General features: G+C 58.6%; 10 protein-coding genes and 1 tRNA gene. All 11 read right to left on the bottom strand.

Annotated elements, in window-relative coordinates:
* Window positions 1-14: 14 nt before the first annotated feature.
* Window positions 15-797 (bottom strand): hypothetical protein, encoded by a 783-nt coding sequence (locus HDF16_RS03245; RefSeq protein WP_184213698.1) that lies wholly within the window; start codon window positions 795-797, stop codon window positions 15-17.
* 118 nt (window positions 798-915) lie between these two features.
* Window positions 916-3,087 (bottom strand): M56 family metallopeptidase, encoded by a 2,172-nt coding sequence (locus HDF16_RS03250; RefSeq protein ID WP_184213699.1) that lies wholly within the window; start codon window positions 3,085-3,087, stop codon window positions 916-918.
* 18 nt (window positions 3,088-3,105) lie between these two features.
* Window positions 3,106-3,489: a BlaI/MecI/CopY family transcriptional regulator gene (locus tag HDF16_RS03255; RefSeq protein WP_184213700.1), complete on the bottom strand. Its 384-nt coding sequence runs from the start codon at window positions 3,487-3,489 to the stop codon at window positions 3,106-3,108.
* Window positions 3,490-3,635: 146 nt separating this feature from the next.
* The gene (locus tag HDF16_RS03260; RefSeq protein ID WP_184213701.1) at window positions 3,636-6,404 is read right to left on the bottom strand and encodes a carboxypeptidase regulatory-like domain-containing protein; all 2,769 of its coding nucleotides are present in this window, start codon (window positions 6,402-6,404) and stop codon (window positions 3,636-3,638) included.
* Window positions 6,405-6,505: 101 nt separating this feature from the next.
* Window positions 6,506-7,549 (bottom strand): HEAT repeat domain-containing protein, encoded by a 1,044-nt coding sequence (locus tag HDF16_RS03265; protein ID WP_184213702.1) that lies wholly within the window; start codon window positions 7,547-7,549, stop codon window positions 6,506-6,508.
* Window positions 7,550-7,574: 25 nt separating this feature from the next.
* On the bottom strand, window positions 7,575-8,453 hold the full coding sequence (locus HDF16_RS03270) for a tetratricopeptide repeat protein (RefSeq protein WP_184213703.1): 879 nt from the start codon (window positions 8,451-8,453) through the stop codon (window positions 7,575-7,577).
* A gap of 22 nt (window positions 8,454-8,475) precedes the next feature.
* Window positions 8,476-9,261, bottom strand: a complete 786-nt coding sequence (locus HDF16_RS03275; RefSeq protein WP_246408619.1) for a hypothetical protein — start codon at window positions 9,259-9,261, stop codon at window positions 8,476-8,478.
* Window positions 9,258-9,842, bottom strand: coding sequence for an RNA polymerase sigma factor (locus HDF16_RS03280; RefSeq protein WP_184213704.1), 585 nt, complete (start codon window positions 9,840-9,842; stop codon window positions 9,258-9,260). The genes HDF16_RS03275 and HDF16_RS03280 overlap by 4 nt, the downstream gene beginning before the upstream one ends.
* 327 nt (window positions 9,843-10,169) lie before the next feature.
* Complete coding sequence (locus HDF16_RS03285; RefSeq protein ID WP_184213705.1) at window positions 10,170-12,827, bottom strand: ABC transporter permease; 2,658 nt, start codon at window positions 12,825-12,827, stop codon at window positions 10,170-10,172.
* A gap of 17 nt (window positions 12,828-12,844) precedes the next feature.
* Window positions 12,845-13,195, bottom strand: coding sequence for a PadR family transcriptional regulator (locus tag HDF16_RS03290; protein ID WP_184213706.1), 351 nt, complete (start codon window positions 13,193-13,195; stop codon window positions 12,845-12,847).
* A gap of 498 nt (window positions 13,196-13,693) precedes the next feature.
* Window positions 13,694-13,770, bottom strand: a tRNA-Asp gene (locus HDF16_RS03295).
* Window positions 13,771-13,925 lie beyond the last annotated feature (155 nt).

The raw sequence follows: 13,925 nt of genomic DNA on the forward strand, positions 1-13,925 counted from the left end.
TCAAACTTTCGGCCTCAGTCGTCGAGCTTGAAGATCTTGATCTTGATCAGCTTGGCGAGAGTCATGTCGTTCAGCCCACGGGCACGCATGCGTTCCACAAACGGCCGGTCAATCTTGAAGATCGACATCTGGATCAACTCCTGCTCCGTCGGCCGAAAACCCATTGCCTTAGCATCACGCACCTTCTCCGGCGTCACTCCAACGGCCTTCATCTCGGTAAGTTTGCCGGCGCGCAGTTCGGGATAACCAGCAGTGGCCATCGCGTGGATATAGTCGGCATCGACGTGCAACGCACGCAAACCGTCCAGCTTGTTCGCAGACAGCTCCGTCACGCCAAGCCCCTGCATCTCCTTCGTCCACACCACCGTTACATCCAGGATCAGGAAGCTGAGTTGCTTACGCGGAGTGATTCCATCAAACCCCATCTTCTCCATCGTCCCCGCAAACGCCGGACTGGCGTCGAAGCGGAACCGGCCCGATAGCACACCATCATGCACAACACCACTGCAGGTAAGGTCGCCTGCATCGCCCGCCAAACGCGCTGCTGCTTGCGATCCTTCCGTCCCGAGCGTTTGCGACGAGACGCCGCTCCAACGCCGCCAATCAAGATTCGAAGTCGAGACCTCCATGCACTTGTCTGAGTTCTTATCGCAGTTGCCCTCGGACAACATCACCTGCGACACAAACGGACTATCCGCGCTTTGCGGTGTCGAGATCATGCACAGCCCGGATATCGTTTGCGCCGCTCCCGTTATCGACGAAGCGAATATTAATGATGCGAACAGATGGCGTCTCATATGCGGTCCTCCGAGTCTCTTTTCTCTATGGCACGTTTGAGCGGTCAATGGACGCAGCTCGCCATCCACGGTCTCTCGACCGCAGCGGAATCTTCTGTTCGCTGTCTTTGTAAAGTGGCTAGTTCAGAAGCCCCGACATCTTCAACTTCGTCAACTTATCCAGGCTCGCACTATTGAAGCCGCTGGCCTTTGCCTTGGCAACAAAGTCGGCGTCGATATGAAACACCGTCGCCTGACGCATGGCGTGGTTATCCGCATCCGGGAAGGTCGCCTTCAACCACTTCGCATACTCCGGCGTCATTCCCTGCGAACGCATCGCGATCAACTCATGCGCGTCCATCCCGGAGAATCCTGCAGACGCCATGGCGCGGGCATACTCCGGTGTCACGCCAACGGACTTCATGCTTACAGCTTCATGCAGATCAGCCGGGGGGATACCGCTCGCCTTCAGCGCGGCAACATACTCAGGCGTGACACCAACCGATTTCATGCTCACCACATCGTGGATCGTCGGCTTGCCCAGCCCCAGCGACTCCAGAGATCTTGCATACTCAGCCGTGATGTCCATCGATTTGACCGTAACAACATCGTGAAAGCTCGTCGGTGCAAGCACAGAGTTCTTCAGGCTCGCGACGTACTCCGGCGTTATCCCCATAGACCTCATGCTGACGACATCGTGCACCGATGGCTTGCCCAATCCCAGCGACTCAAGAGATCTTGCATACTCAGGCGTAATGTTCATCGACCTCGTCGTTACAACATCGTGGAAGCTTGTTGGTGCAAGCACGGATCCCTTCAGGCTTGCGATGTACTCAGGTGTCACGCCTACTGACTTCAACGTAACCAGGTCGTGCAACGTGGGCGTTCCTAAGCCAACCTGGGCCATGCTCTTCGCGTACTCCGGGGTGACTCCCACGGAACGTAGCGCGACAATCTCATCCAGATCCTTGTTCAGATCGAGCGGATAGCCCACGTCACGCATCTTCTGCAGATATGCCGTCCCGCCGCCCTGTTGCGAAGGCTCCTCTATCGCCATTGCAGACGGGTTCGGTTGCGGAGCAGGGCTCGGGAAGGCCGCTTCAATAGTGCTGGGCTCCGGCAGAGGCGCGGGTGCCGCAACTGCGGCCACAGAGGGGCTGTCGCTCACTGCGGAAGCCACCACCGGAGCAGGCGTTGACACCTCAGCGTCTGGCATAGCCGGTGGCTGCGCAGCCACCACCGCCTGTCGGCGTTCGGCTTTCATTCCGTGCGCCACATGCGGTCCCACATACAGCCCTATCAGCACCATTCCTACCGCCGCGATTCTCACTCCGCTCATCGACTTTTGCTCCATTGCCTTCTCCCCCATGACTCGTCGTACCCGATTCAAAAGCGTTCCTTCGTTCCCGTGCAGTGCCACGGCAAGCCGCATATGTTGGGCGCGTTGTTCTTCCATGTGAAGCAGCGCCTCCGCGTACACCACTGGATCGGCGCACGCCTTCGCGGCCACCTCATCGCAACAGACCTCGCGAAACTCACGCGCTCTCCGGCTCACCCACCACACCGCGGGTTGAAAGAAGAACAGGCATTCAACCGAAGTCTGCAGCAGATTGCACAGATAATCCCATCGCCGCACATGCGCCAGCTCGTGGGCCAGTACTGCCTCCAGTTGCTCCGTTGGCAGAGACATCGCCGCACTCAGCGGCATCAGCACCACCGTCCGCCAGACACCGAACACCATCGGCGAGATCACCTCGTCCGAAACACGCAGCACTACTCGGCGTCCTAGTTGGTAACGTCGCACCAGCTTGTCGAAGCTGATACGTAGGTCCTGCGGGACGATTGCCTGTGCTCGCCGCCGCAATGCTCGCAACTCCCACCATCCGCCAGCGGCGCGAAGTGCTACGAGCAACACCCCCGCAAGCCACACGCCGTCCATCCACGGAAGCAGCAGACTCGCGTGTTGCGCAATCCACAGCTCGCTGTTCCCAACTGCTGGCGCTGCGGCTGGCAGTTGCTCAATCAGCGTAGCGTGCATCGCTCCCAGTTGTGATCCGGCGAACTCATGCTGCTCTATCCGTACATGCGAGACAAGTTGTTCCTGCTCCACAAACGTCGCGATGGCCACCAGAGGCAATAACGCCAGCACTCCTAGAGCGATGCCGTAGCGCACAGTTGCGGATGCGCGGGTCGTGCATCGGTCGATCACCCCATACATTGCGGATATGGCTGTACTTTGCCAGCAAAAGTGCAGCAGGGTCCATCCCAGCGCGACCACTTCCCTTGCCTGCATTGCGTTTAGAACACTCATGCCCATCCTCCCTTCTTCTCACGACCGTCTCTTTGCGATCAGCTTTCGAATCTCGCTCAACTCCTCGTCGCTGGCCTGCTCCATCTCCAGCGCGCGCAACGCAAGCTGGCCCGCGCTACCCGCAAAGAAGCGGTTGCTCAGGTCGCGCATAAACCTCTGCTCTGTCTCTTCCTTGGCCACAGCCGCACGATATACATGGGCCCGCTCCGTCACGTCCCGCAGCACCAACCCTTTGTCCAGCATGATCTGCATCAGCTTCTGAACACCTGTGTAAACCACTGGCCGGTGTTCATTCACCTCAACAAACACGTCACGAACTGTGGCCTCGCCACGCTGCCACAAGATCGAGAGCAGCTCCAGCTCTCCTTCTGTCGGCTTCGGAATTTCCTTTGACTTCTTCATGGGCCAAACAATATCCGAAGACCTTCGTACTTGTCAACGAAAGTTTTCGTACTACATGATTAGGTTCAACTCCGGGTGGAATTTACGGAGAATTACCCGCGTTAAATCATGCAATCCGGATGTGCCGTCAAAATTGCTGGCCCCCGTCAGAAGCTATAGCGGAGACCGCCTTCGATGCGGCGGCTGTTGTCGGCGGCGTAAGGAGTCAGAAAGAAATGAGAGCCAAGGACGCCGCCCTCCGCCGTGACATTGGTGTGATTCAGCAGGTTCGAAGAACGGATGTTGGCCGTGAGAGTCTGCTGATGGTCCGCCTTCGGGTTGCGGGTGAGAGGGAAGGCACGTTGAATATTCCCATCAACGTGAAAGTTCCAGGGAAGGCTCGCCCGGTTGCGGGCGAGGACGCCGGTCCCGCCGGTAGCGATGAGGTTGCCGAAGGGAGTCGCAACGGCTCCTGATTGTCCGGGTAGGGCGAACTGCGGGCGGTCATTGAAGTTGCCGTCACCGTTGTTGTCGAACCCGGTGGTGATGTTGAACGGCGAGTTGCCGTTGCCGTAGTAGTCAGAGGAGACAATCACCTTCTTGGGCAGGTTGAACGTAACATTCGCGAAGTTCTGCCAGAGGGAGTCTCCACTCTCCAAAGAGTATTCGCCGGCATTTGTAGCGGAGCTTTGCGGATTGAAGAAGGCATCGTCATCCGCGTTGGTCAGGATATGAATGCGGACGGCCCCGACAAAAAATTGGACTACCTTCAACTTCTGATTGCCAATGCCCGCGAACTCTATGTCGCCCGCGGTGTCAGCCGAACTCTGAAGCTGAAGGACATTGAGGTTGGCAGCTCCTGCGCGCGGGCCGGTTGGCGAGCCGTCGATCGGGGCGTTGACGTTGAGGGTGCGTTCCTGGCGCCAGCCGCGGATGTAGGTAAGGTTAGTGCTGAGGGTAAATCCGTAGGGGAGAGTCTTGTCCGCACCGATCTGTGACATCAAGACCTGGTTGCTCTTGTAGTTTGGGGCGAGAGTGCGGATCGCGTGAATCACGGAGTCGCCGCTGGTATCGGGTGCTCCCCCGGCGTTGTAGACCGTGCTGTAGGCCAGCGAGGTGACACGCGCCTTCCCGTCTTCGCGGAGCAGTTCTGCCTGCGTGCCCTGCAGGCCGTTTGGACTGTGTCCGCTGAAGAGCCCGAGGTGCGCGTTGAGCTTGAGGGTCTTGCTGCCTCCAGGAGCCCAGGAGACGCCGAGGCGCGGCGTAATACCGGTGTCCTGGAAGGGACGGTTCGCAAAGAAGTAGCGGAGACCGGCCGAGAGCGTGAGATCAGGACGGAGCTTGATGTCATCCTGGACGAAGAAGACAGGGTAGATTTCTGTGAAATTGATCTTGGGATCGCCCGTGACCGAGGAGAACTGCGAGGGATTTCCACCGGGGAGATGAAGCAGGGCTCGGCGGTACTGCTCGAGGCCACTGATGGGTGCGATCTTCGAGGTGGCGTTGTTGTTGGTGTCGAGGATGGGGGCGTCGCCTCCGCCGAAGGTGTAACCTCCATTGAAGTTGCTGGTCAGCGTCTGGTGTTCGACAAAGTCGAAGAGTTGAATGCCGGCCTTCAGGGAGTGTTTGCCCTTGCTCAGAATGAAGTCGTCGTCCCATTCCGTTCGGACCTGACGGATACGCTGCGGTCCAATGGCGGCTCCGCCGCCAGTGAACGCTCCTGAGACCTCAAGCTGTGGTGCGCTGGAGTTGGGGGCGTCTATTTCGCCGCGAAAGTCAATGCTCACGCGACTCTCGTGGAGGAGATTCGGGGAGAGGGTCGTCGTATCGGAGAAGCGCAGAGTGTGGTCGTAGCGTTCGGAACCATAGCCGGTCTCCAGCAGCGAAGTACCGCCTGCGCCAACGTTCACAAGGTGGTTTACGTTGGCGGAGTAGGCGACGAACGCGATGTTCTTGGGGCCGAGCTGCGCGTCGACGCGGGCGTTGCCGATCCACAGGCGTTGCGGTACCGGGACGTTCGAGACGACGGGGGTCTCGTTCCCATCCGGGTCCAGGGTTACTGCGTTGACGACAGCGAACTCATCAATAGAGCGGTGTTCAAGGGCAAGCGAGAAGTTCGAACCCTCCTTGCGCACGGGGCCAGTGAGGGTGAAGCCGTAACGCTGCTTGCCGATGGAGGCATGCGCATCCGAAAAGGGATCGCGGGAGTTCATCCACTCGGAAGAGTTGGTGGTGAACAACGATCCGTGGAAGCTTTTGGCTCCGGGCTTGGTGTAGATCTGGATGTGGCCACCCTCCCAGGGCGGCTGACGGTTCTCCGCCGAGAAGAGGTCCGGATTCACTTCGATGCGGGCGATGGAGGACTTCGGAGGGAGCGGGCTATCACTCTGGAAGCCATCGACGGAGATGACGGTGCCGGAGGGCGGTCCGCCGCCGGCCGCAGCAAGCTGCTGTAGCTCGCGTTGAAGATCGTCGGGATCGTCGGCGAGCGTGTTGAGCTGTGCCCCGGTAACAGAAGTCCCATTCAAGCCGCCAAGGATGGGCTCAGCGGTGGTCTCCTCGGCGTCGACGTTGACGCTCACAGAACTCGTGGGGATCAAGGTGATGTGGAAATCCGCAGGGACGCGTGCGGGCAGGTCCTGCTCCGCGGTAGCAAAGCCTGAAGCGGAGATGCTGAGATGGTGCGCGCCAGCGGGAACGCATTTGAAGCTGAAGCGGCCATCGCTTCCACTGGTCCGATTCTGCGCGGGATCACTGTCAATCTGAACTGTCGCGCCGGGGATGACGGCTGCGGTGCTGTCCTGCACTGTGCCCGTAAGCGTCCGGCCTGCGCACGTGGGCTGTGGCTGCTGCGCCTGGGGCGAGAGCGCGGTGGCTGCTGGCACAAGTAGAACCGCGGATGCGGTCCACGCGACCGCAGCAAAAAAACGAACCATGTGAATCTCCGACGAGTCCCTTACAGTTTAAAGGATTACGCAGGATCGGCGAGCGCGGTTCCCGGACGTTCTTCAGGAACCGCTCGGCGACGATTGAGATCTCAAGGCTGCTGCAGCAGCTTCGTCAGATACTCGAGCGCTCTGGGATCATGCGACTGCCCTAGCCAAAACACTGCCTGCTTGCGCACCACTGGATCTTTGTTAGTGCTCGCCACCTGAATCAACTGCGTTGATGCTTCCGGCTCTTGCAGTTGCGATAGCGCGAACACTGCCTGCTTCCGAACCTGCTCGTTCGGATCATTCTCCGCCTGCTCGCGCAGATCGCCAGCCACCTGCTTGCCCCCCTTGGTCGCCATCCAGAACTGTGCCTGCTTTCTGACCTGCGGCGAGGAGTCTTGGTGCGCCATGCGGATCAACTCCGTCAGCGCCGCTGATGCGGGGTCTTTCACTAAGGTCAGGTCGAACGTAAGCTTCTCCCGGAACTGAGCATCCTCATCCTTCTGCGCCAGTCTCTGGATCACCTTGAATCCTTCAGCTCCACGCTGGTTTGCGAGCCAGAACGCAGCCTTCTCTCGAACCTCTAGCTCGTTGCTATCACTCGCGAGTTCAGCCAGCGCCTCGGTCGCCACCGGTGTCTCGTGAATCGAAACTGCGAAGACGAGACTATCTCTCAACTTTTTCGCCGAGTCCTTCTTAGCCATCGCTGCCAAAGTTCTCACGCTGTCCTCTGGGGCCACTCCGTTCAGCCACACGAACTGCAACCCGCCCGCATCCAATTGCCGATCCGGCTGCTCGACACGCAGCTTCTCCACTGAACCGCCCGCCACGCGCAACAGAATGAACGAGTGATCGAAGCGCTTACTTTGCTTGTGGTCGCCGTCGCTGTAGCGGCTCTCGCCCTCAAGCATCACTGGGTGATCAGTATCCCAGCCTGATGAGAAGCCTCCCTGCACCGGGATCGACCATCCCACCCATACCGGCGAACCGACGTGTTTCGCGATCTCGAGTTCAGCCGCAAGCCCATGCTCGGCAGATCGCACTGTCACCTGTGCGTGCTCTACCACCGGCTGCTGGGCGAACCCCACAACTGTGGCCAGTGCCATTGCCGTCAATACTGAACTTTGCATCCATCGCACCATCGTCATTGCAATATCCTCGCGTTCTTTCTGCTTACTTCAAAAGTTCCAGCATGTAGTCTTCAGCGACCTTGTCGTGCATGATCGCCAACTGCGAGACGATCGACCGCTTCATCTCGATGTCTTTTTCACTCCGCGCAAGATCTACCATTCGCGACGCATCCTGCGAGACGGACAGTGCCGACACCACCGACCGCTTGATCTTCGCGTCGCCCGTCGACTTGTAAACCTCGACGAGTGTCCCGTTGTTCTTCTTTCCTAGAAAGACGCCGGCAGCCTGGATCGCATCATGCTGCACGTCCGGCCCCATCTTGCCCAGCTCCGCGTCATGCAGGATCGCCTCGGCCTCCGGGCTCTTGCTCTGCGCCAGCACAAAGAGCGCATGCTTCCTCAGTGAAGGTGGCTGGTTCGACCCGAGCATCCCTCGCAGTATGGGAACGGCCTTCTCCGGGTTTTGATTCAAAAGCGAGTTCATCGCCAGAATCTTGAGGTCCTCATCCGGTGTCCGGCCCGTTGAATGCTCATGTCTCTCCATTTCGACCGGGGGAATCGAGACCCGCGCATCAACCGTCAACGCCGAGCAGTCCCGGTTCCAGGAGCTCGCCGTGAAGCGCGCCCTCAACTCATCGCATGTCGATGCCGCGGCCTGCGCGTTACCCAGCTTCTTCAGCGAGTATGCCTTCCAGTACAGAGCCGCATCAGACTTCCGATCCTTCGACTGGATCACCTTGTCGAAGCTCGATACCGCATCCTGCCAGCGCTGCTCATTCATCGCCTTGGTTCCGTCACCGTATGCGCCGTCGTCAAGCAGCATCACCATTGCGCTGCCAGCTCCTGGCGAGACCAAAGTCGCCGAAGCGTTTTGCGCCGTCATTCCCACTGCCAAAACCGCAAGCCCTAAGACACTTCGCATCGTCATCTCTCCTCTTTCTCCGCTACTGCCCAACCTTGTCGTTCTGCCGCAACACGCGAATCTCCAACAGCAGACCGCTCGTATTCATCTCCAGCCGGACACCCAGCGTCGGATGGGTGTTCTCCGCTTCCGCCGCGGTCCGCCGGTATCCTTCCGTTTCGATCCGCGCCGTCTCGCTGCCTGCTCCTTCATGGTCGACCGCCGTCAACACCCGGCCCAGGTTCTCAAGCACCGTCGCCTCGCCCAAATCGTTCTCCGATCGAGCCTGCTGCACATAGACCGCGTTCTTGAGCAACAGCGAGTGCGCTTGCTCCTTCGTCGACGCATCCAGCGGGCCCGAGGAGTTATTCACCTCGGTCAGAAAACGCTCTGCCGCATCCAGATGATTCGCCATCGCAGGGTCCGTCGGCTGCTCCGTCAAGGGCCCGCCAACGTTCGCAACGTGCGACCCGCCCTGCGGAACCACGCGCCACCGCACAGGCCCCAGCAGGAGTGCAGCCAGCAGCAACATGGCCACCGCAAATCCGCCGGCCGGCAACATCCAACTCGAACGCAGCCAATTGAACCGCTGCTTCTTCTCTCCCGTTAGCACGCTCAAATTTCCGCGCAGCCGCTGCCAGTTCCGCTCTAAATCAGGCTGCGGGACGGGCCCCGCCGAAAATACACGCAGCGTCTCGGCAATCGAATCCGAAACCGCCGCGCACTCCGCACAACTCTCCAGGTGTGCTCGGATTGCCGCTTCATCCGCTGACTCATGCAGCCGGTAGGCGATCAAATCCTCTTCCGCTATATGCTCCATCCGCTTCATGCCAGTCCTCCCGCAAGCGGCATCAACGCGCGCCGCAGTTTGCTCACCGCTCGAAACACCGCCTGCTTCGCCGAGTTCGCCGGGACCTCCAGCGCCGTGGCGATCTCCGCAATCGGCATCTCCTCCATATGGCGCATGGTGAATGCCGTCCGCTCCATCGGTGTCAACAGCGCCATCGCTTCTTCGCGCAGCGTTACCGCCTCTCGGTCCAGCAGCATCCGCTCCGGCCCTGCCCGTTCATCAGCCACCTGCGTCGTTGCCCTGTCATCAGCGTTGTCCTCTCCCGCACGCGGCGCATAGTGAGACAGGTCCCGCTTCCGCCGCTCTACCAGATTGATTGAGGTGTTCATCGCGATGCGTATGATCCATGTCGAAAAATTAGCTTCCTGCCGAAATGTCGAAAGCTTGTTGTACGCGCGCAGAAACGCCTCCTGCGCCGCCTCCTCCGCGTCCGCCTCGTTCCCGGTTACCCGAAACGCCACGCGGAACACGGCATGGAAGTGTCGATCCATCAGGACCCGGTATGCGTCCCGGTCGCCGGCTAGTATCTGCCTGATTGCTTCTGACTCCACTCTCTCCATGCGCCGATTAGACAACGCATTCCGAGCGCGGTTAGGTTCGTCATCAAAATAATTTGACTGAAGCCAAATGGACTCTTGGGGAAGGGTTTGCTGCGCATTCGGACGGGGGAGAAGTGATCGGGGACTTGTCAGGAGGGGATACAGAGTCGAAGAGTCGGAAACCTTTATCTTTGCGACCTGAAGTGGGAGGGGATGCATTGCGGCCCATCGTCCGCACACTTGCATTGGCCTTTAGCGTGGACCGGTTTGACGCATGAGCGAGCTGTTTTCATCGCCAATCATCACTTGATGCGTGGCTTGGCACATTGTGGACCTGCTAAATCGTATTCATTCAATCCGAAGTGCGACCATAGGATCCACTCCCGTGGCTCTCATTGCGGGCACCCAGACAGCGACCAGCGCGACAAGACTCAGCAGGAGTGGGGTAGCGACAAAGGAAATCGGGTCGAGAGGCTTAACTCCGAAGAGGAAACTGCCAAGAAAGCGTGTGAGCCAGAGAGCGCCACCACTGCCGATGACTACGCCGATGATCGCGAGCGTCATTCCCTGAAGGATCACCATGTTGCGAAGACTCGAGGCCTGCGCTCCGAGTGCGATGCGGACACCAAGCTCCTGTGTCCGCTGCTGAACGGAATAGGACATCACTCCGTAGATACCAATAGCCGCCATCAGCAGTCCCGCGAATCCGAAGACTGATAGCAGCAGCATGTTCAATCGCTGACGCGCGATATTCTGGGCCTCGAGTTCTTCCATCGTACGGATGTGGGCGACCGGAAGTCCCGCGCTGGCCTCGCGGAGAGCGTCAGAGATTGGAGTAACCAATGTGTGGGGATCGACCTGGCTGCGAACGAACCACCAAAGCGGAGCCACGCGCGAGTTCAAAGCTGTCTCGAGGTCAGGCATTTGTGCCATCGGGATATACATCATAGGGCTGGGATCGGTATCCGGACCACGGTCATTGGTGTCACCCACGATTCCTATAACCTGACGCGGTCCTTCAGCGAAGGCGGGACCGGCACCCGCACCAATAAGGATCTGACCGGTCAGGGGATCGCCATTCGCCCAGTACTGTCGGGCCATGGCCTTATTGATCACCACAACGGCAGGTGCGGCGGCATCATCCCGCGTCGTAAGCAAACGGCCACGCAGAAGTGGAATTTTAAGCGCGGTGAAGTAGCCCGCCGAGATTGAGCAAAAGCCTGCGCCTCCACCCGAACTTCCCTTCGGTCGGCCAACGACATCGAAGCCCATTCCGAAGCCTCCTGCCATAGGCAGGCAATTGCTTACCCCTGCATCGAGGACTCCGGGAATTGCGAGTAAACGGTCCGTTCCTCCACGGATGACCTGTGCAACCGGTGCTGTTGTTTGAAAGCGGTCGCCGCTAACGGACATCGACATGCTGACCACGTTGTGCATCGCGAACCCGGGATCGACCGACTCGAGATTTTTGAAGGTACGGATGAGCAGCGCCGCACCGACGATCAGCACCACGGTGAAGGCCATTTCGGCAACGACCAGGATGGAGCGAAGCCTTCCGCTCCGAAAGCCCGTTCCCGAGCGGCTGTTGCTCTCATTCATCGCGGCAGCAAGGTCCGGCCGTGAAGCGGTGATCGCAGGCACCAAGCCAAAGACAATTCCCGTTAGAAGAGATATCCCAAGGGTAAAGAGCAGAACGTTGAAGTCGATTGAGATCCCAGAGCCATCTTCGCCGATCCGAGGGATATCGCCAGGATTGACTTTAAGGAGTAGTCGAACTCCCGTCAGTCCTAATCCGAGGCCGATTAGGCCACCTGTGAGGGAGAGCGTGAGGCTCTCAACCAGCAACTGCCTAATAATTTGACCGCGGCCAGCCCCCAGAGCAGCACGCGTCGCGAACTCTCGTCTGCGAGCAGCGGCTCTTGCAAGCAAAAGATTCGCTACATTAGCGCAAGCGATCAAGAGCACAAAAGCCACCGCTCCCAAGAGGACGAGGAGCCGGGAGCGAGTGTCGCCAATCATGGTTTCCTGGAGAGACACGACTCCGAATCCGCCGCCGGGAGGCATTGCATCCGCGCCAAACGTTTTACGAAATTGATCTGCGACCACCCGCAATTGGACTTTGGCCTGCTGAAGCGTCACGCCAGGCTTCAGACGCGCGGCCGCGGTGAAGAAAGTCACCATGTCGTGAGAGTTCAGATCGAATTGGAAAGGCACCCAAAGATCAGCCGGCGTGTCGGTTACGAAACCCGGCCCGACCACCCCGACGACCAAATAGGGTTGTCCGTCCAGCTGAATCGTTGACCCGACGACATTTGAATTGCCCCCGTACCGGTTCCTCCAAAGCCCATAGCTTAGAACCGTGAAGCGTCCGGCATTGGGAGTATCTTCCGCAGCGTTAAAGCTGCGTCCTGCCACGAAGGGCGCGCCGAACATCTGGAAGTAGCTTGCCGAAACGTGAATTCCCTGGACTTGCTGCGGGTGATCGCCTCCAGTGAGGTTTAGTCCAGACCCGCCAAAGTCATACGCGGCGACCTGCTGGAAGAGTCCGGTCTGCTGTTGCCACAAGCTAAATCTCGGAATACTGGCGCCGGGAAAGTTCCCTCGAGGGCTGGTGTTGACCAGCGTGACCAGCGCCTGCGGGTCGGGATAGGTAAGCGGCTTAAGCAAGACCGCGTTGATCACTGAAAAGACCGCAGTATTCACGCCTATACCAATGGCAATCACCAGAATGGCGATGGCAGCAAACCCCGGTGTCTTTCCAAGCGACCGCAACGCAAAGGACAAGTCCCGCCTCACAGACTCGATGAAGGGGATGGAACGATACAGCCATTCCTTCTCACGAAGAGTCCGAGGATTACCGAAACGCAGCATTGCTTGCCGGCGAGCATCTTCAGGGGAGAGCTTGAGAGCTAGATTCGCATCTCGTTCATGCGCAAGGTGTGAATCAATCTCCTCCGCAAAGTCTTGATCCTTCCCACTTCGATTCGTGAACCGACGAAAGCTCATAGTGATTGCCCTCCCGACTACTCGAACGACTCTCCGAGAATGAGGCCGATGGCGTGAGTCATCTTCCGCCATCTTCCAGCCGCCGCATTCAATTCCTTCCGGCCTTTAGCCGTAAGCCGGTAGAACTTTGCCCTGCGGTTGTTCTCGCTCACGCCCCATTCAGCCTGGAGCCAGCCGCGGTCTTCAAGCCGATGCAGCGCGGGATAGAGCGACCCCTGCTCCACCCCTAATGCGTTCTCCGAGGTGCGTTCAATGGATTGGGCGATCGTATGTCCGTGGGACGGGCCGGTCACCAACGTTCGCAGAATCAATAAATCCAGCGTGCCTTGGAGGATCTCTCCGGCTTCGGACGGCTTCTTAGATCTCATCCACACTCTCCACTCGAATGGCTATGCAAAGGAATAGTACGACCACTCGAATGACTATGGGAAGAGGCGAGAAGTATTTTTTCTTGCGGAATGTGGAAAGCTCTGCGGGCAGTTTCGCCGACGGCAAGCCGATATATCAGCGTTGACTGCTCGTTCGGTCCCGAATCGTCCGAGAATCAGCGGTAATGACGTAATCTCTCTCGGTTCCTATATTGTTGCTGCCAGGCGGCGTCGAAGATCGTCCCGGCGAAATCCGGCAAGCTCCAAGCGTCAACCCCAACTAACAGTAGGCCCACGCTGGCTGTTCACACGCGGCCGGCAAACTCCCATAAACACGCGACTCAGAGGAAGTTTTTGAGGTGATGATTGGGAGTCTGGGCGAAACGAAGGGGGGCGTACACCCTCAAATTGTCAAATGAGGTTTCTGTTGGACCTTACTGAACCCGGATCTAATTATCACTCCGGGATGCCATACGAAGCTAAGTTCTTTGCTTTGTATGGCGGGGACGACGGGGCTCGAACCCGCGACCTCTGCCGTGACAGGGCAGCGCTCTAACCAACTGAGCTACGTCCCCAATTGCCTCTGACAATTCGGAAAGATGCCTCATAGAGCCAAGCGTTTACAAGATCCAGCTCGCTTCTAGCGCATCTTTATCGTGAACCCGGCCGCTTCTCGCTAACACCGACGGACACACCAAATGAATAATCGCAGCAACAAAAGTAAGTTTAT

The sequence above is a fragment of the Granulicella aggregans genome (genome assembly GCF_014203275.1).
Taxonomy (GTDB): Bacteria; Acidobacteriota; Terriglobia; order Terriglobales; family Acidobacteriaceae; genus Edaphobacter.